The sequence below is a fragment of the Fulvimarina pelagi HTCC2506 genome, assembly GCF_000153705.1.
In the GTDB taxonomy this organism is placed as follows: domain Bacteria; phylum Pseudomonadota; class Alphaproteobacteria; order Rhizobiales; family Rhizobiaceae; genus Fulvimarina; species Fulvimarina pelagi.
Window position 1 is genome coordinate 1,129,146 of record NZ_DS022272.1, and the last position, 22,184, is coordinate 1,151,329.

Sequence of the window (22,184 nt, forward strand, 5' to 3'; positions counted from 1 at the left end):
GAAAGCGCCGGTGGACCGGAAGGCTCCGACAGAGGACGAATGAAATGAACGGCCAGAATATCCGCATCCGCCTCAAGGCGTTCGACCACCGGGTTCTCGACGCTTCGACGCGCGAGATCGTCTCGACCGCCAAGCGGACTGGTGCGAACGTTCGCGGACCGATCCCGCTCCCGACGCGGATCGAGAAGTTTACCGTGAACCGGTCGCCGCACATCGATAAGAAGTCGCGCGAACAGTTCGAGATGCGCACCCACAAGCGTCTGCTCGACATCGTCGACCCGACGCCGCAGACGGTCGATGCGCTGATGAAGCTCGACCTCGCCGCCGGCGTCGATGTCGAGATCAAGCTCTGATTCGAGCGGGGAAGGAATGAGACCCATGCGTTCAGGAGTGATCGCTCAGAAGGTCGGGATGACCCGCATCTACACGGATGCCGGAGAACACGTCCCGGTCACCGTCCTGAAGGTCGAGAACCTGCAGGTCGTCGGTCAGCGGACCCAGGACAAGAACGGCTACACCGCCGTTCAGGTCGGGGCTGGCCTCGCCAAGGTGAAGAACACCTCCAAGGCTATGCGCGGCGTCTTCGCGCAGGCCAAGGTCGAGCCGAAGCGCAAACTCGTCGAGTTCCGCGTCACGGAAGACAACATGATCGACATCGGTGCCGAAATCACCGCCGATCACTTCGTCGAAGGCCAGATGGTCGACGTGACGGGCACCTCAATCGGCAAGGGCTTCGCCGGTGCCATGAAGCGTCACAATTTCGGCGGCATGCGCGCCACCCACGGTGTTTCGATCTCGCACCGTGCTCACGGTTCGACCGGTCAGAACCAGGACCCCGGCAAGGTGTTCAAGGGCAAGAAGATGGCCGGCCATATGGGTCAGGAGCGCGTGACCACGCAGAACCTGCAGATCGTGCGCACCGACGCCGAGAAGGGTCTGATCCTGGTTCGCGGCGCGGTTCCGGGCGCCAAGGGCGGCTGGATCGAAATCCGCGACGCCGTGAAGGCCTCGCTGCCTGACAACGCGCCGAAGCCCGCCGCCCTGCGCGGTGCCGGCTCGCACGGCGCCAACGAAGAAGCGGCCGCCGCCGAGGGAGCGGAATAATGGACGTCACGATCAAGAAACTCGACGGCGCCGACGCCGGCACCGTAACCTTGTCCGAGGCGATCTTCGGTCTCGACCCGCGTCAGGACATCCTGCATCGCATGGTGCGCTACCAGCTCGCCAAGCGCCAGCAGGGCACCCATTCGACCCTCGGTCGCTCGGATGTCGCCCGTACCGGCGCTAAGATGTACCGCCAGAAGGGTACGGGCCGCGCCCGTCACTCGACGGCCAAGGCTCCGCAGTTCCGCGGCGGTGGTATCGCGCACGGCCCAACGCCGCGCAGCCATGCGATCGACCTGCCGAAGAAGCTCCGCGCCCTCGCGCTGAAGCATGCGCTTTCGGCCAAGGCGAAGTCCGGCGGTCTGATCGTCATCGATGAGCTCAAGGCCGACGAGGGCAAGACCAAGTCGATGGTGAAGAGCTTTGCCGGTCTTGGCATCGAGAACGCCCTGATCATCGGCGGCAGCGAGCTCGACCAGAACTTCGCACGCGCCTCGCGCAACATCGCGAAGATCGACGTCCTGCCGGTTCAGGGCATCAATGTTTACGACATCCTTCGTCGCCAGACGCTCGTTCTGTCGAAGTCGGCCGTCGAAGCTCTCGAGGAGCGTTTCAAATGAGCGACGTTCGCCACTACGACGTCATCACCGCGCCGGTGATCACCGAGAAGTCGACGCTTCTGTCCGAAAAGAACCAGGTCGTCTTCAACGTTCCGAAGACCGCGACCAAGCCGCAGATCAAGGCTGCGGTCGAGGCCCTGTTCGAGGTGAAGGTCGAGGACGTGAACACCCTGATCCGCAAGGGCAAGGTGAAGCGCTTCCGCGGCCGCATCGGCAAGCAGAGCGATCAGAAGAAAGCCATCGTGACCCTGGCCGAAGGTCAGTCGATCGATGTCTCGACCGGTCTTTGATCGCGTAAGGACCGGAGGAACAGCATCATGGCACTGAAGAATTTCAAACCGACAACGTCGAGCCAGCGTACGCTGGTCATCGTCGATCGCTCGGGCCTGTGGAAGGGCAAGCCGGTCAAGCATCTGACCGAAGGCCTTACCGGAAGCGGCGGTCGCAACAACACCGGCCGCATCACGGCCCGCTATCAGGGCGGCGGTCATAAGCGGACCTATCGCAAGATCGACTTCAAACGTCGCAAGCTCGACATGACAGCGACAGTGGAGCGGCTCGAATACGATCCGAACCGCACCGCCTTCATCGCGTTGATCCGCTACGAGGACGGAGAGGTCTCCTACATCCTCGCCCCGCAGCGCCTCGGCGTCGGTGATCACGTCGTTTCCGGCAAGTCCGGGGTCGACGTGAAGCCCGGCAATGCGATGCCGCTCTCGGCAATGCCGGTTGGCACGATCGTCCACAATGTCGAGATGAAGCCGGAAAAGGGCGGTCAGATCGCCCGCTCGGCTGGCGCCTATGCGCAGCTCGTCGGCCGCGATCCGTCGATGGCGATCTTGCGGCTCAATTCCGGTGAGCAGCGCCTCGTTCCGTCGTCCTGTTTTGCGACGGTCGGCGCGGTCTCCAATCCGGACCATGCGAATATTAGCCTCGGCAAGGCTGGCCGTAAGCGTTGGCTCGGCAAGCGCCCGCATGTTCGCGGCGTCGTCATGAACCCGGTCGACCATCCGCACGGCGGTGGTGAAGGCCGCACCTCGGGCGGCCGTCATCCGGTCTCGCCCTGGGGCAAGCCGACCAAGGGCAAGCGGACGCGTTCGAACAAGGCGACCGACAAGTTCATCATGCGCTCGCGCCACCAGCGGAAGAAATAAGGGAATTTTCGAATGACACGTTCCGTCTGGAAAGGCCCGTTCGTCGACGGATACCTTCTCAAGAAGGCCGAGAAGTCGCGCGAGAGCGGCCGCAACGACGTTATCAAGATCTGGAGCCGTCGCTCCACCATCCTGCCGCAGTTCGTCGGTCTTACCTTCGGCGTCTACAACGGCAACAAGCACATTCCGGTTTCGGTCAGCGAGGACATGGTCGGGCACAAGTTCGGCGAGTTCTCCCCGACACGGACCTATTACGGCCACGGCGCCGACAAGAAGGCGAAGAGGAAGTAAATCATGGGCAAGGCGAAAGCCGAGCGTCGGCTCAAGGACAACGAAGCGAAAGCCGTTGCCCGTACGATCCGGGTCAGTCCGCAGAAGCTCAACCTCGTCGCCGCGATGATCCGCGGCAAGAAGGTGGACCGGGCTCTCGCCGATCTGACCTTCTCGCGCAAGCGTATTTCCGAGACGGTCAAAAAGACCCTTGAAAGCGCGATCGCGAACGCAGAAAACAACCACGACCTCGACGTCGATTCGCTGTTCGTCGCCGAGGCTTACGTCGGCAAATCGATCACGATGAAGCGCTTCCACGCCCGTGGCCGCGGTCGCGCGAGCCGGGTGGAGAAGCCGTTCTCGCATCTGACGATAGTCGTGCGTGAGGTCGAAGAACTCGAGGAGGCCGCGTAATGGGTCAGAAAATTAACCCGACCGGCTTTCGGCTCGGGATCAACCGCACCTGGGATAGCCGCTGGTTCGCAGATGGCCGCGAATACGGCTCGTTGCTCCACGAGGATCTGAAGATCCGCAATTTCCTGCTCGACGAACTGAAGCAGGCCGCGGTCTCCAAGATCGTCATCGAGCGCCCGCACAAGAAGTGCCGCATCTCGATCCACTCGGCCCGTCCGGGAATCGTCATCGGCAAGAAGGGCGCGGACATCGAAAAGCTTCGCAAGAAGCTGTCGACGATGACCGACGCCGAGACACACATCAACATCGTCGAGGTGCGCAAGCCCGAGACGGATGCGGCTCTCGTCGCCCAGTCGATCGCCCAGCAGCTGGAGCGCCGCGTCGCGTTCCGCCGCGCTATGAAGCGTGCCGTCCAGTCGGCGATGCGCCTCGGCGCCGAAGGCATCCGCATCAACTGCGGTGGCCGTCTCGGCGGCGCGGAGATCGCCCGCACCGAGTGGTACCGCGAAGGCCGCGTCCCGCTGCACACCCTGCGCGCCGATGTCGACTACGGCACGGCCGAGGCCGAGACGGCCTACGGGATCTGCGGCGTCAAGGTCTGGATCTTCAAGGGCGAGATCCTCGAGCACGATCCGATGGCCTCCGAGCGCCGTCAGGTCGAGGGCGAGGGCCAGGGTGGTGGCGGTCGTCGCCGCGAACACGCCTAAGCGATTAGCATTCGGAGTTTGAGAAGATGCTGCAGCCAAAGCGCACGAAATACCGGAAGGCGTTCAAGGGCCGCATTCACGGAAACGCCAAGGGCGGAACCGCGCTGAATTTCGGCGCGTACGGCCTGAAGGCGGTGGACCCCGAGCGCGTCACGGCGCGCCAGATCGAAGCGGCCCGCCGCGCGATCACCCGTCACATGAAGCGTCAGGGCCGCGTGTGGATCCGGATCTTCCCGGATCTGCCTGTGACTTCCAAGCCCACCGAAGTTCGGATGGGTAAGGGCAAGGGCTCCGTCGACTACTGGGCGGCCCGCGTTCACCCGGGTCGTATCATGTTTGAAATCGACGGCGTCGACGAACTGGTCGCGCGTGAAGCCCTGCGTCTCGGAGCCGCCAAGCTCCCGGTTCGCACGCGCTTCATCCAGCGTATCGCCGAGTAAGGAGAGTTTGACGTGAAAGCTTCCGACGTCAGATCGATGACCCAGGACGAACTCACCGACGAGCTCGTAAAGCTGAAGAAGGAGCAGTTCAATCTGCGCTTCCAGCGTGCCACGGGTCAGCTCGAAAACACCGCCCGCGTGCGTCAGATCCGTCGCGACATCGCGCGGATCAAGACCATCTCCGCTCAGAAGGCGGCAGGGGCTTAAGGCCTGAGGAACGAATATGCCGAAACGAATTCTGCAGGGGACCGTGGTCTCCGACAAGAACGACAAGACCGTCGTCGTCCTGGTGGAGCGTCGCTTCACCCACCCGCTCTTCAAGAAGACGGTGCGCCGGACGAAGCGCTATAAGGCGCACGACGAAACCAACCAGTTCAAGGTTGGCGACCGCGTCTCGATCGAGGAAACGCGTCCCATTTCCAGGGACAAGAACTGGATCGTCGTAACAGAAGACTCCGCAGTCGCGGGTTGAGTAATTTTCCGGGAGCGGCGTTCGTATGAGCGTTCCCGGCAGTAGCTTATAAGGCGAGCTGACATGATTCAGATGCAAACAAACTTGGACGTGGCCGATAATTCGGGCGCCCGCCGCGTTATGTGCATCAAGGTTCTGGGCGGTTCCAAGCGCAAGTACGCTTCCGTAGGCGACGTCATCGTCGTCTCGATTAAGGAAGCGATCCCGCGCGGACGCGTCAAGAAGGGCGATGTGGCAAAGGCGGTCGTGGTTCGCACGGCCAAGGACATCCGTCGTCCAGACGGTTCCGTCATTCGTTTCGACACGAATGCCGCCGTCCTGATCAACAACAACAAAGAGCCCATCGGCACGCGCATCTTCGGCCCGGTTCCCCGTGAACTGCGCGCCAAGAATCACATGCGCATCGTGTCGCTGGCACCTGAAGTTCTTTAAGGGGAGCGGACGATGAACAGACTCCGTAAAGGCGACAAGGTCGTCGTGCTCGCCGGCAAGGACAAGGGCCGCTCTGGCGAGATCACCAAGATGATGCCGAAGGACGAGAAGGCTCTCGTCGGCGGGATCAACATGGTCAAGCGCCACCAGCGCCAGACCCAGAACACCGAGGCCGGTATCGTTTCGAAGGAAGCGCCGATCCATCTGTCGAACCTCGCGCTCGCCGATCCGAAGGACGGCAAGCCGACCCGCGTGGGTATCAAGGTGACCGACGAAGGAAAACGTGTTCGCTTCGCCAAGCGTTCGGGAGAAGAGATCAATGGCTGAAGCCGCTTCCAGCTACGAGCCGCGCCTCAAGGGCGTCTATCGCGAGGAAATCCGCGGGAAGATGCAGGAGCAGTTCTCCTACAAGAACCCGATGGAAGTCCCGAAGATCGAAAAGATCGTGATCAACATGGGTGTCGGCGAAGCGACCGGCGACTCCAAGAAGCCGTCGAATGCGGCGGAGTCGCTCGCTTTGATCGCCGGCCAGAAACCTGTTATCACCCGCGCGAAGAAATCGATCGCCGGTTTCAAGGTGCGTGAAGGTATGCCGATCGGCACCAAGGTCACGCTCCGCAAGGACCGGATGTATGAATTCCTGGATCGCCTCGTGCAGATCGCTCTGCCGCGCGTCCGGGACTTCCGTGGACTGAACCCGAAAAGCTTCGATGGTCGTGGCAACTACGCCATGGGCATTAAGGAACACATCGTTTTCCCCGAGATCAACTACGACAAGGTCGATCAGATGTGGGGAATGGACATCATCGTCTGTACGACGGCGAAAACCGACGAGGAAGCGCGCGCCCTGTTGAAAGCGTTCAACTTCCCCTTCCGCCAGTAACGGCAGACGAGAAAGGATAATATCATGGCCAAGAAAGGCATGATCGAGCAGAACAAGCACCGTCGTGAGATGGTCGCAAAGTATGCCGCCAAGCGCGCTGCGCTGAAGGCGATCACCAAGAATGCCGAAGCTTCGATGGAAGAGCGCTTCAAGGCACAACTCGAGTTGGCCGATTTGCCGCGCAACTCCTCGAAGACTCGCATTCGCAATCGCTGCGAGGTTTCCGGCCGTCCGCGCGCCTACTATCGCAAGCTCAAGATGAGCCGTATCGCGCTTCGCGAACTCGGCAACAACGGCCAGATTCCCGGCCTCGTCAAGTCAAGCTGGTAAGGGAGCGTAGACCATGCAGTTGTCCGATCCTCTTGGCGATATGCTGACCCGCATCCGCAATGCGCTCTTGCGCAACAAGACGAGTGTCACCACGCCGGCCTCCAAGCTGCGCGGCCGCGTGCTCGATGTCCTGAAGGCCGAGGGTTACATCCGTGGCTACACGATCACGGAACACGGCACCGGCAAGACCGAGTTCGATATCGAGCTGAAGTACTACGAAGGGGCTCCGGTCATCCGCGAGATCGCCCGCGTCTCCAAGCCTGGCCGCCGCGTTTACGTGTCGGCCAAGACCATCCCGCAGGTCGCGAACGGCCTCGGCGTCACGGTCCTTTCGACCCCGAAGGGCGTCATGGCCGACCACTCCGCTCGCGAGCAGAACGTGGGCGGCGAGGTTCTCTGCCAGGTCCTCTAAGGTCGCTTGGCAAGAGACGTCGCAGAGCAAACGGACAAGGTTTCGAATATGTCTCGTATTGGTAAGAAGCCGGTCGCTGTGCCCAAGGGCGTGACTGCCTCGGTTGAGGGGCAGACGGTCAAGGCGAAGGGACCGAAGGGCGAACTGCAGTTCGTCGTCAACGACGAAGTCCTCGTTAAGATGGAAGACGGCGCGATCCAGGTCGATCCAAAGGATCAGTCCAAGGAAGCGCGGTCGAAGTGGGGCATGTCCCGCACGATGATCCAGAACATCATGACGGGCGTCGTTTCGGGCTTCGAGAAGAAGCTCGAGATCTCGGGTGTCGGTTATCGCGCGGCGAAGCAGGGCAACAACCTGCAGCTGTCGCTCGGCTTCTCCCACGAGGTCGTCTACAAGACGCCGGAGGGCATCGACATTGCAGTGCCGAAGCCGACCGAGATAACGGTCACCGGCATCGACAAGCAGCGCGTTGGCCAGGTCGCCGCGGAAATCCGCGAATACCGTCCGCCGGAGCCCTACAAGGGCAAGGGCGTGAAATATGCCGGCGAGAAGATCGTCCGCAAGGAAGGCAAGAAGAAGTAAGTCATGGCAACGAAAACAGAATCTCTGCGTCGCCGGGCTCTGCGGATTCGCCGTTCGGTCAAGAAGGTTGCGAACGGTCGTCCGCGTCTTTCGGTGCATCGCTCCTCCAAGCATATCTATGCGCAAATCATCGACGACAGCGTTGGTCGGACTTTGGCCGCCGCGTCATCGCTCGACCCTAAGCTGAAGGGCGATCTTAAGACGGGCGCCGACGTCGAAGCGGCAACTGCTGTCGGCAAGCTTGTCGCCGAACGCGCTAAAGAAGCCGGCATTTCCGATGTCGTTTTCGATCGCGGCGCTTTCATCTATCACGGCAGGGTCAAGGCCGTGGCCGAGGGTGCTCGTGAGGGCGGTCTCAACTTTTAATGTTTCCTTCGTCCGGTACTTTGCTGTATCGGACGGCTGAAAAACCCAATGGAACGGGCCGCCTATCGGCGCCCGTTCTTTTCGCAATGACGCCTCCGGAAAAGAACAAGGACTAGGATATGGCGCCTCGTGACAATCGCAGAGACAGAGAAGAGCAGGACGACGGCTTCGTCGACAAGCTCGTTCACATCAACCGCGTCGCCAAGGTGGTGAAGGGTGGCCGTCGCTTCGGCTTCGCAGCCCTCGTCGTCGTCGGCGATCTCAAGGGCCGCGTCGGCTTCGGCCACGGCAAGGCACGCGAAGTGCCGGAAGCGATCCGCAAGGCGACGGAAGCGGCCAAGCGCGATCTGATTTTCGTGCCGCTGCGCGACGGCCGCACGCTTCACCACGACGTTCATGGCCGTCACGGTGCCGGCAAGGTTCTCCTGCGCGCTGCCGAGGCCGGTACGGGCATCATCGCCGGTGGCCCGATGCGCGCGGTTTTCGAAGCTGTCGGCATGCACGACGTTGTCGCGAAGTCGCTGGGCTCGTCGAACCCCTACAACATGGTTCGCGCGACCTTCGAGGGCCTCAAACAGGCCACCCATCCGAAGGACATCGCTGCCAAGCGTGGGATCAAGTATTCCGAGCTGCAGGCGCGCCGTCAGGCCGCCACGGGTCACCACCCGCAGGCCGAACCGTCCGAAGAAGCTGCCGACGCCGCCTGAGTGCGCGTCCAGTTCGATCTGATTGAAGGAGATGACTTCGATGGCAAAGAAGAAGAACGTCACGGTCGTTCAGACGGGTAGCCCGATCCGCCGTGCCAAGGACCAGCGCCAGACCCTCGTAGGTCTCGGCCTGAACAAAATGCACCGACAGCGCACTCTAGAAGATACGCCCGCTATCCGCGGCATGATCGCCAAAGTTTCGCACCTTGTGAAGGTGGTCGAAAAGGCATGATGCGCCGGTGGGCGGGAAAAGCCGCCCACCTCAAACAGGCTTTCAATGCGGTCTCAGGCCCCCGTCGCGAATATCGCCTGACGCGCCATGGATCGCTGGAGATGAGAAATGAAACTCAACGAAATCACCGACAACGAAGGCGCGACTCATTCGCGCAAGCGCGTCGGTCGCGGCATCGGCTCGGGTAAGGGCAAAACCGGCGGACGCGGCGTTAAGGGTCAGAAATCGCGTTCTGGCGTTGCGATCAACGGCTATGAAGGCGGCCAGATGCCGCTTTATCGGCGTCTGCCGAAGCGCGGCTTTACCAATGTGTTCGCTAAAGATTACTCGATCGTCTCGGTCGGTCGCCTCCAGCAGGCCATCGACGCGGGCAAGCTCGACGCATCGAGCGAAGTCGACATCGCGGCGCTTATCGCTGCCGGCGTAGTCCGGCGTGCGAAGGACGGCGTCCGCGTTCTTGGTGACGGTGAGGTCACCGCGTCGCTCAAGCTGAACGTTGCGGGCGCATCGAAGTCAGCAGTCGAGAAAATCGAAAAGGCCGGCGGGTCGGTCAAGACTGCTTGAACGTTCCGCTTGACCATTCCGCCTGCGCGGGCGCTGTGGCTTTGAGGCGGGTTAGTTGATCGCCCGTCTCGCCCATCGATTTGGGCGAGGCGGGCTTTTCGTTTGGGATAGCGGCAGCGGTCGACCGCTTTGCTTGCGTCAATTGCGACACCGGCTTATGTGTCCCGGAAGGCGGCGCGGCCAATACGCGACAGCTTTCGCGTGCTCCGACCGTTCGGTCCTCGAGGAGCGCGACACTCTGGAGATTTCCCTATGGCATCGGCTGCAGAACAACTTGCTGCCAATCTGAATTTCTCGGCTTTTTCGAAGGCTGAGGATCTCAAGAAACGCATCTGGTTTACGCTCGGCGCGCTGATCGTCTATCGGCTCGGAACCTACATTCCGATGCCGGGCATCAATCCGGACGCGCTGGCGCAAGCGTTCCAGCAGCAGTCGACCGGTATTCTCGGTCTTTTCAACATGTTCTCCGGTGGTGCGGTCGGCCGAATGGCGATCTTCGCTCTCGGAATCATGCCTTACATCTCGGCCTCGATCATCATTCAGCTGATGACGTCGGTGATCCCGTCGCTCGAACAGTTGAAAAAGGAGGGCGAGCAGGGCCGGAAGGTCATCAACCAGTATACCCGCTACGGCACCGTGCTGCTGTCGATCGTGCAGGCATACGGTATTGCGGCAGGGCTCCAGACCCAGGCGAATATCGTCGTCAATCCGGGCTGGTTCTTTACGATGTCCGCGGTCATCACGCTTGTCGGCGGCACGATGTTCCTGATGTGGCTCGGAGAACAAATCACAGCGCGCGGAATCGGCAACGGCATCTCGTTAATCATTTTCGCCGGTATCGTGGCTAACCTGCCGTCAGCGCTCGCGAACCTCCTCGAACTCGGTCGCACGGGTGCTCTTTCGACAGCCGTCATTCTGATCATCATCGTGCTCGCGGTCGTCACCATCGCGACCATCGTGTTCTTCGAGCGTGCCCAGCGGCGACTTCTGATCCAGTATCCGAAGCGGCAGGTCGGAAACCGCATGTTCCAGGGCGACACCTCGCACCTGCCACTGAAGCTCAATACTTCCGGCGTTATTCCGCCGATTTTCGCTTCCTCGCTCCTGCTTCTGCCGGTGACCGTCGCGAACTTCTCGAACACCGAAGAGTTGCCGGACTGGGCAACGGCGGTTGTCGCTTCGCTGGGCCATGGGCAGCCGCTCTACATGCTATTTTATGCCGGACTGATCGCGTTCTTTGCGTTCTTCTATACGGCAGTCGTCTTCAATCCGAAGGACACGGCCGACAATCTCAAGAAGCATGGTGGCTTTATTCCGGGCATTCGCCCGGGCGAGCGGACGGCAGAGTACATCGATTTTGTGCTAACCCGCATCACGGTCGTCGGCGCGATCTATCTGGTCGTCGTCTGTCTATTGCCCGAATTCCTAATTTCCGCAGCCGGCGTTCCGTTCTATCTGGGTGGCACTTCACTGCTGATCGTCGTCAGCGTGACGATGGATACGGTAGCGCAGGTCCAAGGGCACCTTTTGGCTCATCAGTATGAGGGCCTGATCAAGAAGTCGAAACTGAGAGGGGGGAAACGAGGCCGATGAGACTGATACTGCTAGGCCCGCCGGGAGCGGGGAAGGGAACGCAGGCCAAACGGCTGGTTGAAAAGCACGGTGTTCCCCAACTTTCGACCGGCGATATGCTGCGCGCCGCCGTCGCCAATCAGACGGAGGTGGGCAAGAAGGCCAAGCAGATCATGGATTCGGGTGGGCTGGTTTCCGACGACATCGTCAACCAAATCGTATCCGACCGAATCGAGGAGCCGGATTGCGCGAATGGGTTTATTCTCGACGGCTACCCCCGGACGCTCAATCAGGCAGACGCGCTGGATGAAATCCTGACCGCTAAGGACAGGCAACTTGACCGAGTTGTAGAAATGAAGGTCGACGACGATGCGCTCGTCCATCGCATCACCGGGCGATACACCTGCAGCAATTGCGGTGCGCTCTACCACGATGCCGACAAAAAGCCGGCTAAGGACGGCATTTGCGACAAATGCGGCTCGACGGAGTTCAAGCGCCGCGAGGACGACAACGAAACGACGGTACGTCAGCGGCTGCGCGCCTACTACAAGGATACCTCGCCGCTCGTCGGCTACTATCACTGCAAGGGCTCGCTGGCCCGTGTGGACGGTATGGCGGAGATCGACGCGGTGACGACCTCGATCGAGAACGCGATCAAGGGATGATCGGAGCGCGATTTTGATTTAGAAGGCGGAAGCGTTGGCCTTCGGTTGACTTGTCAAGCGGTGTTTTTTATAGGCTATCGCTATCCGCGAATCCATTGCGATCGACGTGGGGTCCTCCCAACTCCGGGGGAGCCACTTCGGTCGCTTTTGGCCGTAACGTTTCGGGCATCGAAAAGCGGCCGACAACCATCAAGTTTAGGAGTGACGACGTGGCACGTATCGCTGGCGTCAATATCCCGACGGGCAAACGCGCGGTTATCGCGCTACAGTACATTCACGGGATCGGACCGTCTCTCGCCAAGCAGATCATGGCGAAGGCAAACCTTACCGAAGACCGCCGGGTCAACGATCTTTCGGACGCAGAAGTGCTGCAGATCCGGGAAATCATCGACCGTGAACATCAGGTTGAGGGCGATCTTCGCCGCGAGACCTCGATGAATATCAAGCGCCTCATGGACCTCGGCTGCTATCGTGGCCTGCGTCATCGCCGGTCGCTGCCCGTACGCGGTCAGCGCACGCACACCAATGCACGCACCCGCAAGGGTCCGGCCAAGGCGATCGCCGGCAAGAAGAAGTAATTTCGGTCGGGCGTCGATGAACGCCCGGTCAGGTGGAGCCGCCGGAATTACGGCGGTGTCGAGATCGAACGAAAGACATCACCCATGGCAAAAGAGCAGCGCGTTCGCCGCCGCGAGCGCAAGAACATCTCCGCGGGCGTCGCCCACGTCAATTCGACTTTCAACAATACGCTGATCACGATCACGGATGCGCAGGGCAATGCGATCTCCTGGTCGTCTGCAGGTGCACAGGGGTTCAAGGGTTCGCGCAAATCGACCCCATTCGCTGCGCAGATCGCTGCCGAAGACTGTGCCAAGAAAGCCCAGGAGCACGGCATGCGGACGTTGGAAGTCGAGGTCTGCGGTCCGGGTTCGGGCCGTGAGTCGGCGCTGCGGGCGCTGCAGGCCGCCGGCTTCACGATCACGTCTATCCGCGACGTGACGCCGATCCCGCACAACGGTGTTCGGCCGCGCAAGAAGCGCCGCGTCTAGAAGCCTCGACCGCCCGGAAGACAAATCTTCCGGGTAACGCTGTTTCGTCCCCGCGCCGCGGTCCGATACGGGCTGTGGCGCGTCGGCGTGTCAGAACCATCGCCACGAATGGATGGTGGCGAGGAAACTGAAAGGCATCCACATGATTGCTAGCAACTGGCAAGATCTCTCGAAGCCCAACCAGGTGGTCTTCAAGGGGAGCGGGCGGACCAAGGCGTCACTGACCGCAGAGCCGCTGGAGCGAGGCTTCGGCCTGACGCTCGGCAACGCGCTTCGCCGCGTGCTCCTCTCCTCGCTTCAGGGCGCGGCCGTGACCGCCGTTCAGATCGATGGCGTTCTCCACGAGTTCTCGTCGATCCCGGGCGTGCGCGAGGACGTGACGGACATCGTCCTCAACATCAAGGAAATCAACATCGGCATGCAGGGCGAAGGCCCGAAGCGGATGGTGGTTCGCAAGCAAGGGCCGGGCGTGGTGCGCGCCGGCGACATTCAGACCGTCGGCGACATCGAGGTCCTCAACCCCGATCACGAGATCTGCACCCTCGACGAGGGCGCCGAAATTCGCATGGAGTTCACGGTCAACACCGGCAAGGGTTACATCCCGGCCGACCAGAACCGCGCCGAAGATGCGCCGATCGGCCTGATCCCGATCGACGCGCTGTTCTCGCCGGTCAAGAAGGTGTCCTACAAGGTCGAGAACACCCGTGAGGGGCAGGATCTCAACAAAGACAAGCTCACGATGCAGATCGAGACCGACGGCTCGATTTCGGGTGAGGATGCCGTGGCCTACGCCGCGCGCATTATCCAGGATCAGCTCTCGGTCTTCGTCAACTTCGAGGAGCCGCAGCGCGACCAGCGCGGCATGGCGATCGGAGCTGGCGTCGGCGGCGGTGCCGCGGCCGAAGAGCCGATGCAGGAGCTCGCCTTCAACCCGGCTCTCCTCAAGAAGGTCGACGAGCTGGAGCTTTCGGTCCGCTCGGCGAACTGCCTGAAGAACGACAACATTGTCTATATCGGCGACCTCATCCAGAAGACCGAAGCGGAAATGCTGCGCACTCCGAACTTCGGCCGCAAGTCGCTGAACGAGATCAAGGAAGTTCTCGCTTCCATGGGTCTCCATCTCGGTATGGAAGTCCAGGCCTGGCCGCCGGAGAACATCGACGATCTGGCCAAGCGTTACGAGGACCAGTACTGAACCGATCATCATCGGCATGTAGGCTCTTGTGAGAGGCTGATAGAGACTTCGGGCCGGCGCCAGCGGCGGACCGACAACCATTCAAAGGAACGGCGACACGTCCCGATGCTTTTCGAAGTGGGCGGGCGTGGACGCAAAGATCCCGACCTTCAGCCGAAGCACCTTTAGGGCCGGCTGACTTCTAGACCCAAGGAAACCAAACCATGCGTCACGGAAATCGCGGCCGCAAACTCAATCGCACTTCGAGCCACCGGAAGGCGATGTTCAAGAACATGTCGGTCTCGCTCATCACCCATGAGCAGATCGTCACGACCTTGCCGAAGGCCAAGGAACTGCGCCCGATCGTCGAGAAGCTGATCACGCTCGGTAAGCGCGGCGATCTCCATGCCCGCCGTCAGGCCGCGTCCCGCCTGCAGGACGACGCCTCCGTCGTGAAGCTCTTTGATACGCTCGCGACCCGCTACGCCGACCGCCAGGGCGGCTATTGCCGCGTCCTCAAGGCCGGCTTCCGCTATGGTGACAATGCGCCGATGGCAGTGATCGAACTCGTCGACCGCGATCCGGACGCCCGTGGCGCCGCCGACCGCGCGCGCCTCGAAGCCGAAGAGAACGAGGAAAACGAAGCCGCGTAATCTTGCGCACTTCGCGATCTTCGAACGAAGGGGCCCGAGCGGCCCCTTTTTCGTTCCAGCCGGCAGCGCGGCATGATCGACGGCTCGCCACGGCTTTCCCTGAACGATAACGGATGAACCCCATGACGCATGATCGCGTGCTTCTGACCGGTGCGTCCGGCTTCATCGCCAAGCACATCCTCAAGCGTCTCCTGGAAGAGGGCTATGCCGTTCGCGGCACGGTGCGCTCGCCCGCCAAGGCCGAGGAGGTGCGCAAGGCGATGGCGCAGGCTCGGGTTTCCACGGATCGATTGGAAATCGTCGGCGCCGATCTCGCCACCGATGCGGGATGGAGCGAGATCGCCCGCGATTGCCGCCATGCGATCCACTGCGCCTCGCCGTTTCCCTCGCTCCAGCCCAAGGACAAATTCGCGCTCGTGCCGATCGCGCGGGACGGAACCCTGCGCGTCCTCGAGGCCGCGAGAGCTGCGGGTATCCAGCGCGTCGTCATGACGTCTTCGGTGGTCTCGGTCTATGTCGGCCACGCGAGAAGAACCGACCGGGTTTTCACCGAAGCCGACTGGAGCGACGTCGAGGGGGAGGGTGCCTATCCCTACGCCGTCTCCAAGACGCTTGCGGAGAAGGCGGCCTGGGAGTTTGCCGGGGAGACTGGCCTCGAACTGACGGCCGTCAATCCCGCCTTCGTGCTCGGTCCGACGATCGACGGAACGACGGGCACATCCCTCGATGTCCTGCGCACCATGATGCGCGGCCGCATGCCCGCCGTGCCGGACGCCGCCTTCGGCGTCGTCGATGTCCGCGACGTCGCCGAGGCGCATTTGAGGGCGATGACGGTGAGGGAAGCCGCAGGCCGTCGCTTCCTCCTTTCCGGCGGGACGCGCTCACTGGTGGAGATGGGGTCCGCGATCGCTCGCGAATTGCCGGAGGTCAAACGCCGGGTGCCGTGGGTGACGCTGCCCGATTGGCCAGTCAAGGCTGCGGGGGCCCTGTCGCGCCAGGTTGCTCCGATCGTACCGGAACTCGGCAAGCGCAAGACCTTCGATTGCAGGCCGGCCAGGGAGGTTCTCGGCCTGCAATTGAAAGACGCGGACGAAGCGATCGCCGCTGCCGCCCGGTCCCTGCGTGAGAAAGGGCTGGCCTGACGGCGACAGGTTCCGGAAATCCGCGCCCATCGGGACCGGACTAAAGCGACCATCAGCGTTTTCGACCATTCCGCACCGCTTTATCGCTCTTGCCTCCTCGCCTGGCGCAGAGACACTGCCGCTATCGGCACCGCACCACTTGCGGCGCGCTTCGTTTCACGGTTATGGGTTCGCCACCGGATGGGTGGCCGAGCGGTTTAAGGCACCGGTCTTGAAAACCGGCGTGCGGGAGACCGTACCGTGGGTTCGAATCCCACCCCATCCGCCACGATTTCTGATCCAGCCGAGTCAGGCCTCAGCTCTGAGCGCAACGCAGCGTTTGCGCGGTATCACGATTGCCCAGTTCGATAGGGATCTACAGTCGGTCGGGTCTTTCATGGGCCGCCGGATTGAATCCCGCTGCCAATATTATCATATCCTTATAATCGAGCTGACTTTAAGGAAGCGTTCTCATGCTCAAGGATCCATTTGACAGCCGCGATATCCGCCAGGGAAATCAAAGACTCAACGTTCTCTACGTGTTGGCGGCCGGGCTTGTACTCGCGGTGGTTGCCATGACCGTGGTCAATCTGTTCGGCGACATCTTCTAATCGAGAGCCGAACGGCGGTTGCGCGTGCCGGCGGCGTTTGGCGTCGCGGCTAATTTCGAGTTCGCCTGAACCTCGCGAACGTTGCGTCGCGAGCAGCAGTTTTTTGGTTTCGTGTAGACGACGATCTACCCACTCCGGCCCGTCATTGCTTCCTTTATTTCGTGTTCGGGTACCAACCTCTCGCGCATATCGCGGACGAGAAACTCTCGCATGTCCCACATCGGGATCGGGTCCGCGCCCGGGGTCGGAATCATGCCCTCAGCAAAGCCGAGAGGATCGAAACGCGTCAAAACGTCCGGATCGTTTGTGATGATATGCACCGGCACATCGCGGGTCGCGCCGTCGCCGGTCAACATCCGCGCGGGCTGATGGTCCCCAAGAACGATGAAGACGGCATCGTCGCCGAGCGTTTCGACAAAAGAACCGATCGTCTCCAACGCGTAATCGATTGAACGCACGAAATGATCGCGCACGCTATCCGGCTCCGACCAGACGACGGAGGGTGGTTCCCCCGCTCGCGCCTGATCGTTGAAAATGCTGCCGTCGCCAACTGCCTCCCACGGCACGAGTTCTGCGATCGGCGTCCACGGCGCGTGGCTCGAAATGAGCGCGATCTCTGCCATCACGGGCTCATCTGATGCCTCGACGATCCGTCGGGCGGCCGTGAGTGTGAATTGATCCGGCATGGTCACCCAGTTGAAGGGCAAACCTTCATAGTCGAGATCCCCTGCGGCATAGATCTCGTCGTAGCCGTAATAGCCGCCCTCGGGCCAATCCATCGTGATCGCCGGCATGACCGCGATCGTCCGCCAACCGTGTTCGCGAAAGAGCGCGTTTAGCGACTTGCGCTCGCTCGCGATCATCAGGTCGTATCGGTTTTGGTCCGTCGTCGGGAGGCCCGATAGGAGGGCGCCGTGGGCAAGCCAACTCTGGCCACCGACCGTCGGCGAGGTAAGCCAGCCGGACCGTGCCCGGTATCCGTTCGAGGCGAGGGCAGTCTGGATAGATTGCAACCGCGGCTCTATGAGAGTGCGAAAGGCGGGATTGGCAAGAACCGTGCGGCCGTAGGATTCGACGAAGAGGACGTAGACATCTCGCCCTTCGAGCGCGGCAAACAGAGGCTCTCCCGCAAGATCGTCGATGGGATCGGTCTCGAGCGCATCTCGGAAAGCAAGGAGGTCTGCCGAAGCACGCTGGATCAATGCTACCCGCTCGATCGCGAAGCGAATATTGTTCGCGGCGAACCGGCTGTCGTTTCTGTTTTGCGGTTCGTTGACGATCTCGATCAAGATGCCAGCGGCAGCAAAGCCGAGCGCTACCGCTCCTGCGATCCGGGCCGGTCGGGCAACAGCCCTTCCCGCGCCGGCAAGACAGTATGCAAGCAGCACGACCACAGCAGCCCAGCCCGCGAGTACAGCGACGATAATTGCAACGGCTTCGGTGAGGCCGACCGTTCCGGTGAGGAGGTTCCACCCATCGCGCAGAATGATCATGTCGAGCACCGGATTGAACGGCCGATCGAACGCCGTGTAGGTGCCAAGGTCGGCGAGCTTGAGAAAGAGCAGCGAGCCAGCCGTCGCAGCGATCAGAGCAAGTGTGATCCTGAACGGCAAGCCTCTGAAAAGAAGCAACGATCCGGCCGCGACCAGGAGCTCGACCGGGAACACGAGTGGCAACGGGATAGGCAACTGCGACGGACGGTCCGGTAACAGCAGGACAACTGCCAGGAGCAAGATCCCAGCAACGAAACGGATCGTCGCGGATATTTCCCGGCTCGTCCTGGAGATCCCACTTGATTCGCTGGCAGCCTGCATCCTCACGCCGTTTTCCTCCCTTCGCGACCAGAGCGGCCTTGTGATCGCCGCCATTCGTGGCGATCTCTCGACATTACCGCCATCAAACTTACACGGCGGTCGGTCTTGCCGTCCTCTCGATCCGAAAGACATGTCCGTTTGCGCCCCCGCACCCTTATGTTCCTGCGCGTCCTCGTCCCAGTCGTATTATTCACGGGGTTGTTGGCGGTCGTCGATCTTGGCAAAGCGCTTACGCTGATCGCTGGCGCTTCACCGGTGCCGCTTATCGCCGCGCTTGTCCTCGTTCAGGTGCAGATCATTCTAGCGGCGGTGCGCTGGCGCGTGACTGCGCGGAGCCTGGGTCAGAGATTGTCCATGAGTCGGGCAATCAAAGAATATTACGGTGCTTCGCTCCTCAACCTAATCCTGCCGGGCGGCGTCTCGGGCGATGTGGTTCGGGTTGCGCGCAATCGCAGTGACCAAAACGGTGTGGCCAACATGGAGCGCTCCGCACATGCAGTAATCCTAGAACGAGCCTCCGGGCAGTTCGCATTCGTCGCCGTCGCTGCTGCTGGTCTCGGAATTTGGGCCGTCAACGGCGGCGAAGGTGCACCGGACGAAGCCGTTCTCGGCGTCAAGACGCTCGGGGTGATCATTGCTGCCGTCATCGGCGCGCTGGCCGTTACTGCGATATTCGCGCGTGGCCCCATCGCGGCGGCTCTCAAACGTTTCGTTACGGCAGCGCGGCTCGCTTTCCTTCAGCCCCGACAGGCGCTTTATCAGTTGGTGCTTTCGCTGGCACTCGTCGCCGCCTATCTCGCGGTCTTCGCGCTCGCCAGCCTTGCAGTCAGCGCGCCGCTCGATCTTCGTCAGGTTCTCCTTTTCGTGCCTCCCGTTCTTCTCACGATGGTGCTGCCGATATCTATAGGCGGCTGGGGTCTTCGGGAAACCGCCGCCGCGGCGCTATGGCCACTCGCCGGCTACGCTCCAAGCATTGGAATTGCCGCGAGCGTTCTTTACGGGCTGGTTTCGACTGTCGGCGCGCTGCCGGGGCTCTTTGCCTTCGACTTTCCGCTGCCGCACTTTTTCCGGCGCAGAAGATCGAGAGGCGAGGGGGATTATAATGCATCTCCCAGTGTCACCGAAGAGGATAGGCGGGCGTAGGCGTCGCCAGATGCGCCGGAGCGGATGGCTTCATTCAAGATTTTGCGGAAATCAGCAAGCGGAACCCAATCGGCTCGCGCGAAATGTTGCGTTTCGCCAATGACGAAATTGTATTCGTAAGTACCGAGCTCCGCGAGGCGTTTCAGGCAGCGTTCTGCTATATCCAAAGCCGCAGGGAGATATTCGAAGGCAACAAGTGGGAGAGGATGCGACAAGCCTTCGAGAATGTCCGCCTCGCTCCCTTCGACATCGATCTTTGTGAAACTGGGGACGCCGTATTCCGCAATCAGCATGTCGAGGGTAACGACAGGCACCTCGATCACCTCGTCCCAGGCAACCTGTTCGAAGCCGGCGACAGTGCCGAGTCGCTCTGGCCATCCGGCGACCGTGCTCGACAGCGTCGGATGCCGCCGCGAGATGCTAAGTTGCGCCGAGCCCGGCACCTTCCCTACGGCTTCCCGGCGTACCGTGATATCGCGCCCACGTGCGATCCAATCGAGGACGCCACCGAAAGCTGGCTGGGGCTCTAGGGCGACAACACGGGCGCCAGCTTTCGAAAGAGCCAACGAGCGATTGCCGGCATGAGCCCCGATATCGAAGGCTAGCGAACCCGGCCCGACAAGGTCACGCATGAAACGGCGAAGCGGAATAACGCGCCAGGGTTGACCGTGATAGATCGCCAAGGATCGGAAGAGCCCAAGTCCCGCGGCGAGATGCGGGATCACCGTTTGATACCCTTGCGGCTCGGATATCCGCTGAACTGCACGACGAGATCGCGGCCAAAGGAAGCGCCGAGCAATATGAGTGCGCCGAGCGCGATGACACTGGAAGTCGGCGGGTTCACCAGCGGCGTGACGATAAGGCACAGCGCGGATACCTGAATAACGCAAACGGCCTTGCGCACCAGGCTTGGTGAGAGGTCACTCGGCAAACGCGGGAGGAGTGCGTGGATCGCAAGGTAAGCGTAGCGCATGGCGCCTAGCAAGATGACGAATGCGCCGGCTTTGCCCGACACGAATGCAAGCAGTGAAAGAAGGAGGATTAGCAGCGCGTCAACTTCCATGTCGAAGCGCTCGCCGAATGACGACTGCGTGCCGTTTCTCCTCGCTGCGTATCCGTCGACCCCATCGAGTAGAAGGGCTAATACAACGAGTCCCGCGACTGCCCAGGAGAATGCAGTATCGCCTTCATAGCGAAGTTGCCCCGCTTCGATCAGAGAGGCAGCAACGATCGCGGTCAAAGCGGCACGAAAGACCGTGATTACGTTCGCCGCCCCGAACCGGCCATGGGGATGATTCCGCAAGCCAGCGGCGGCAAGCCCCACTATCGCAAGGTAGACGGTGATCGAGATCATGACGAACCGCCAATCGGAACCGGCAATCTCCATCACAAAAGGAGCAGCCGCGGCAAGGACCAGGCCGATCAGCGAGAACACCGCGATTGCTTCCAGAAGAACCGGCCGCACTCCGAAAGGTAAACGTCTGCGCTCCGCGCGCGCGACGACCGGTCTGTCTTCGAGACGGGAATCGTTCACTTATTTACCAAGGCCGACGCGATCAACGCGATATCGAGGGAATGCCCCGCGCGTTCCGCCTTCGTCGTCAGATAGTAGCGGTTCTCGTTCGTCACTTCGCCAAGAACTGCGGTACGGCGGCTGACGGTGATGCCGGCCTTCTGAAGGAAGGCAGCCTTGTTTGGGTTGTTGGTAAGGAGTTCGACAGAGGTTACGCCGAGCGCCGAGAGCATGGCGACTGCTGCCCCATAGCGACGGGTGTCAGCCCCGAAACCGAGTGCGGCATCGGCATCGATCGTGTCGAGACCATGCGACTGGTAGCCGTAGGCGCGCATCTTGGCACCAATGCCGGTACCGCGGCCCTCTTGATCGAGATAGAGCAATACGCCACCGCCGCGCGCCTCGATCAGGCGAAGCCCCTCACGCAACTGATCGCCGCAATCGCATTTGAGCGAACCGAACAGATCGCCGGTAAGACATGAGGAATGGATACGGATCGGAACGGGACGCTCGAAGTCCGGTTCGCCGACGACGATCGCCACCTGATCGCGCTGCGAAAGCCCGCCGCGGAAAACAACGAACTCTGCCTTTTCGACATCGCGGAGGGGAACGACCGTGCGGGCAACGATCTCGTATCGGGTCTCGGCATCGCCGGCCGCCTCGATGTCTTCGACAGCGATTTCCGCGACGCCGGCGAAGGCGGGATCGGATTGGTCGATCTGAGCGACAACGAGGGCTGGTAGGAGGAGGGCAAGCCGCGACAGTTCGTTCAGTGCCGAAAGCGATGCCGGTGCATCGAACCATGTTTCCGGCACAGGGCTTTCCAACTGGTAGCCGAGTTCGCAGGCGCGCTCGTAGGAAAGGTCTTTCAAAGGAACCAGGGCGCCATTTGGAGCGGAAAGTTCGAGCGCATCGGCTCGTTCGGTGGTGATAAAGAGAGCATGGCTCCCGCGCGTTGCCACCGCAAAACGTTCGAAATCACGCGCCGTCGCAGTGTCGAGAGCGATCGCGACGTAAGTTTCATCGGCATGAAGAACGACCGGGCGACCAAACCGCAGTTCCGCAGCCGCAACCTCGCAGTCACGCCGTGCGGCATCGGACGGGTCGAGAAAGCTCGGTGTTTCTCCGGTCTCGGTCTCGACTGTCTTCAGCATTCAGGCTTCGTCCGCGGTTGTTGAAC

Annotated in this window: 34 protein-coding genes and 1 tRNA gene; 31 read left to right on the top strand and 4 right to left on the bottom strand. The window is 61.4% G+C overall.

The genetic code is table 11. The features are described from left to right. Positions 1–44 precede the first annotated feature (44 nt). From rpsJ to FP2506_RS18930, 30 genes are all read left to right on the top strand, one after another. Positions 45–353 (top strand): 30S ribosomal protein S10, encoded by a 309-nt coding sequence (gene rpsJ / locus FP2506_RS05230; RefSeq protein WP_007066362.1) that lies wholly within the window; start codon positions 45–47, stop codon positions 351–353. Positions 354–378: 25 nt separating this feature from the next. Further along, entirely contained in the window at positions 379–1,104 is a 726-nt protein-coding gene (gene rplC, locus FP2506_RS05235; protein ID WP_007066363.1) for a 50S ribosomal protein L3, read from the top strand. After that, positions 1,104–1,724 carry a 50S ribosomal protein L4 gene (rplD, locus tag FP2506_RS05240; RefSeq protein WP_007066364.1) on the top strand — a complete coding sequence of 207 codons (621 nt, stop codon included), beginning with the start codon at positions 1,104–1,106 and terminating at the stop codon, positions 1,722–1,724. Before rplC ends, rplD begins: the two co-directional genes overlap by 1 nt. After that, entirely contained in the window at positions 1,721–2,014 is a 294-nt protein-coding gene (locus FP2506_RS05245) for a 50S ribosomal protein L23 (RefSeq protein WP_007066365.1), read from the top strand. The genes rplD and FP2506_RS05245 overlap by 4 nt, the downstream gene beginning before the upstream one ends. 27 nt (positions 2,015–2,041) lie before the next feature. Then, positions 2,042–2,878, top strand: a complete 837-nt coding sequence (rplB, locus tag FP2506_RS05250) for a 50S ribosomal protein L2 (protein ID WP_007066366.1) — start codon at positions 2,042–2,044, stop codon at positions 2,876–2,878. A gap of 12 nt (positions 2,879–2,890) precedes the next feature. Next, on the top strand, positions 2,891–3,169 hold the full coding sequence (gene rpsS, locus FP2506_RS05255) for a 30S ribosomal protein S19 (protein WP_007066367.1): 279 nt from the start codon (positions 2,891–2,893) through the stop codon (positions 3,167–3,169). 3 nt (positions 3,170–3,172) lie between these two features. Continuing rightward, the gene (gene rplV / locus FP2506_RS05260; protein WP_007066368.1) at positions 3,173–3,562 is read left to right on the top strand and encodes a 50S ribosomal protein L22; all 390 of its coding nucleotides are present in this window, start codon (positions 3,173–3,175) and stop codon (positions 3,560–3,562) included. Next, entirely contained in the window at positions 3,562–4,269 is a 708-nt protein-coding gene (rpsC, locus tag FP2506_RS05265) for a 30S ribosomal protein S3 (RefSeq protein ID WP_007066369.1), read from the top strand. The genes rplV and rpsC overlap by 1 nt, the downstream gene beginning before the upstream one ends. A 26-nt stretch (positions 4,270–4,295) precedes the next feature. Beyond that, a complete protein-coding gene (gene rplP / locus FP2506_RS05270) occupies positions 4,296–4,709 on the top strand; it encodes a 50S ribosomal protein L16 (RefSeq protein WP_007066370.1) in 414 nt (137 codons plus the stop codon). 12 nt (positions 4,710–4,721) lie between these two features. Continuing rightward, positions 4,722–4,916: a 50S ribosomal protein L29 gene (gene rpmC / locus FP2506_RS05275; protein WP_007066371.1), complete on the top strand. Its 195-nt coding sequence runs from the start codon at positions 4,722–4,724 to the stop codon at positions 4,914–4,916. A 16-nt stretch (positions 4,917–4,932) separates the two neighbouring features. Next, a complete protein-coding gene (gene rpsQ / locus FP2506_RS05280; protein ID WP_007066372.1) occupies positions 4,933–5,181 on the top strand; it encodes a 30S ribosomal protein S17 in 249 nt (82 codons plus the stop codon). 63 nt (positions 5,182–5,244) lie between these two features. Beyond that, complete coding sequence (gene rplN, locus FP2506_RS05285; protein WP_007066373.1) at positions 5,245–5,613, top strand: 50S ribosomal protein L14; 369 nt, start codon at positions 5,245–5,247, stop codon at positions 5,611–5,613. Between the two features lie 12 nt (positions 5,614–5,625). Further along, on the top strand, positions 5,626–5,940 hold the full coding sequence (rplX, locus tag FP2506_RS05290; protein ID WP_007066374.1) for a 50S ribosomal protein L24: 315 nt from the start codon (positions 5,626–5,628) through the stop codon (positions 5,938–5,940). Next, positions 5,933–6,496 carry a 50S ribosomal protein L5 gene (gene rplE / locus FP2506_RS05295; protein WP_007066375.1) on the top strand — a complete coding sequence of 188 codons (564 nt, stop codon included), beginning with the start codon at positions 5,933–5,935 and terminating at the stop codon, positions 6,494–6,496. The genes rplX and rplE overlap by 8 nt, the downstream gene beginning before the upstream one ends. Positions 6,497–6,520: 24 nt before the next feature. Beyond that, positions 6,521–6,826, top strand: coding sequence for a 30S ribosomal protein S14 (rpsN, locus tag FP2506_RS05300; protein WP_007066376.1), 306 nt, complete (start codon positions 6,521–6,523; stop codon positions 6,824–6,826). 13 nt (positions 6,827–6,839) lie between these two features. Further along, the gene (gene rpsH, locus FP2506_RS05305) at positions 6,840–7,238 is read left to right on the top strand and encodes a 30S ribosomal protein S8 (protein ID WP_007066377.1); all 399 of its coding nucleotides are present in this window, start codon (positions 6,840–6,842) and stop codon (positions 7,236–7,238) included. Positions 7,239–7,286: 48 nt separating this feature from the next. Next, positions 7,287–7,820 carry a 50S ribosomal protein L6 gene (gene rplF / locus FP2506_RS05310; protein WP_007066378.1) on the top strand — a complete coding sequence of 178 codons (534 nt, stop codon included), beginning with the start codon at positions 7,287–7,289 and terminating at the stop codon, positions 7,818–7,820. Positions 7,821–7,823: 3 nt separating this feature from the next. Beyond that, positions 7,824–8,186 carry a 50S ribosomal protein L18 gene (gene rplR, locus FP2506_RS05315; protein WP_007066379.1) on the top strand — a complete coding sequence of 121 codons (363 nt, stop codon included), beginning with the start codon at positions 7,824–7,826 and terminating at the stop codon, positions 8,184–8,186. 119 nt (positions 8,187–8,305) lie between these two features. Beyond that, positions 8,306–8,893: a 30S ribosomal protein S5 gene (gene rpsE, locus FP2506_RS05320; protein WP_007066380.1), complete on the top strand. Its 588-nt coding sequence runs from the start codon at positions 8,306–8,308 to the stop codon at positions 8,891–8,893. A 40-nt stretch (positions 8,894–8,933) separates the two neighbouring features. Beyond that, positions 8,934–9,125, top strand: coding sequence for a 50S ribosomal protein L30 (gene rpmD / locus FP2506_RS05325; protein WP_040489432.1), 192 nt, complete (start codon positions 8,934–8,936; stop codon positions 9,123–9,125). Positions 9,126–9,233: 108 nt separating this feature from the next. Further along, positions 9,234–9,689, top strand: coding sequence for a 50S ribosomal protein L15 (rplO, locus tag FP2506_RS05330; RefSeq protein WP_007066382.1), 456 nt, complete (start codon positions 9,234–9,236; stop codon positions 9,687–9,689). A gap of 252 nt (positions 9,690–9,941) precedes the next feature. Continuing rightward, positions 9,942–11,282 carry a preprotein translocase subunit SecY gene (gene secY / locus FP2506_RS05335; RefSeq protein ID WP_007066383.1) on the top strand — a complete coding sequence of 447 codons (1,341 nt, stop codon included), beginning with the start codon at positions 9,942–9,944 and terminating at the stop codon, positions 11,280–11,282. Beyond that, positions 11,279–11,926, top strand: a complete 648-nt coding sequence (locus FP2506_RS05340; protein WP_007066384.1) for an adenylate kinase — start codon at positions 11,279–11,281, stop codon at positions 11,924–11,926. Before secY ends, FP2506_RS05340 begins: the two co-directional genes overlap by 4 nt. A 209-nt stretch (positions 11,927–12,135) precedes the next feature. Continuing rightward, a complete protein-coding gene (gene rpsM, locus FP2506_RS05345) occupies positions 12,136–12,504 on the top strand; it encodes a 30S ribosomal protein S13 (RefSeq protein WP_007066385.1) in 369 nt (122 codons plus the stop codon). A gap of 84 nt (positions 12,505–12,588) precedes the next feature. Next, positions 12,589–12,975 carry a 30S ribosomal protein S11 gene (gene rpsK, locus FP2506_RS05350; RefSeq protein WP_007066386.1) on the top strand — a complete coding sequence of 129 codons (387 nt, stop codon included), beginning with the start codon at positions 12,589–12,591 and terminating at the stop codon, positions 12,973–12,975. Between the two features lie 142 nt (positions 12,976–13,117). Beyond that, the gene (locus tag FP2506_RS05355) at positions 13,118–14,170 is read left to right on the top strand and encodes a DNA-directed RNA polymerase subunit alpha (RefSeq protein ID WP_007066387.1); all 1,053 of its coding nucleotides are present in this window, start codon (positions 13,118–13,120) and stop codon (positions 14,168–14,170) included. Positions 14,171–14,373: 203 nt separating this feature from the next. Beyond that, entirely contained in the window at positions 14,374–14,802 is a 429-nt protein-coding gene (rplQ, locus tag FP2506_RS05360; RefSeq protein ID WP_040488928.1) for a 50S ribosomal protein L17, read from the top strand. A gap of 122 nt (positions 14,803–14,924) precedes the next feature. Beyond that, entirely contained in the window at positions 14,925–15,944 is a 1,020-nt protein-coding gene (locus tag FP2506_RS05365) for an NAD-dependent epimerase/dehydratase family protein (protein ID WP_007066389.1), read from the top strand. A 178-nt stretch (positions 15,945–16,122) separates the two neighbouring features. Further along, positions 16,123–16,212: transfer RNA gene (locus tag FP2506_RS05370), tRNA-Ser, on the top strand. A 184-nt stretch (positions 16,213–16,396) separates the two neighbouring features. Continuing rightward, positions 16,397–16,534, top strand: coding sequence for a hypothetical protein (locus FP2506_RS18930; protein ID WP_007066390.1), 138 nt, complete (start codon positions 16,397–16,399; stop codon positions 16,532–16,534). Between the two features lie 125 nt (positions 16,535–16,659). Here FP2506_RS18930 and FP2506_RS05375 read toward each other — a convergent pair whose 3' ends face one another. After that, positions 16,660–18,165 carry a sulfatase-like hydrolase/transferase gene (locus FP2506_RS05375; protein ID WP_192841583.1) on the bottom strand — a complete coding sequence of 502 codons (1,506 nt, stop codon included), beginning with the start codon at positions 18,163–18,165 and terminating at the stop codon, positions 16,660–16,662. A 321-nt stretch (positions 18,166–18,486) separates the two neighbouring features. On the opposite strand from FP2506_RS05375, the gene FP2506_RS05380 reads away from it, so the two are divergent. Then, on the top strand, positions 18,487–19,491 hold the full coding sequence (locus tag FP2506_RS05380; RefSeq protein ID WP_148227474.1) for a lysylphosphatidylglycerol synthase transmembrane domain-containing protein: 1,005 nt from the start codon (positions 18,487–18,489) through the stop codon (positions 19,489–19,491). On the opposite strand, the gene FP2506_RS05385 is transcribed toward FP2506_RS05380, so the two are convergent. The 3 genes from FP2506_RS05385 to ribA all read right to left on the bottom strand — a co-directional run bounded on the left by FP2506_RS05385 (position 19,446) and on the right by ribA (position 22,158). Next, positions 19,446–20,216 (bottom strand): FkbM family methyltransferase, encoded by a 771-nt coding sequence (locus FP2506_RS05385; RefSeq protein ID WP_007066393.1) that lies wholly within the window; start codon positions 20,214–20,216, stop codon positions 19,446–19,448. The two genes, FP2506_RS05380 and FP2506_RS05385, sit on opposite strands and share 46 nt — an antisense overlap. Further along, entirely contained in the window at positions 20,213–20,926 is a 714-nt protein-coding gene (locus tag FP2506_RS05390) for a CDP-alcohol phosphatidyltransferase family protein (protein WP_210160425.1), read from the bottom strand. Before FP2506_RS05390 ends, FP2506_RS05385 begins: the two co-directional genes overlap by 4 nt. A 95-nt stretch (positions 20,927–21,021) precedes the next feature. Further along, positions 21,022–22,158 (bottom strand): GTP cyclohydrolase II RibA, encoded by a 1,137-nt coding sequence (gene ribA, locus FP2506_RS05395; protein WP_007066395.1) that lies wholly within the window; start codon positions 22,156–22,158, stop codon positions 21,022–21,024. Positions 22,159–22,184 lie beyond the last annotated feature (26 nt).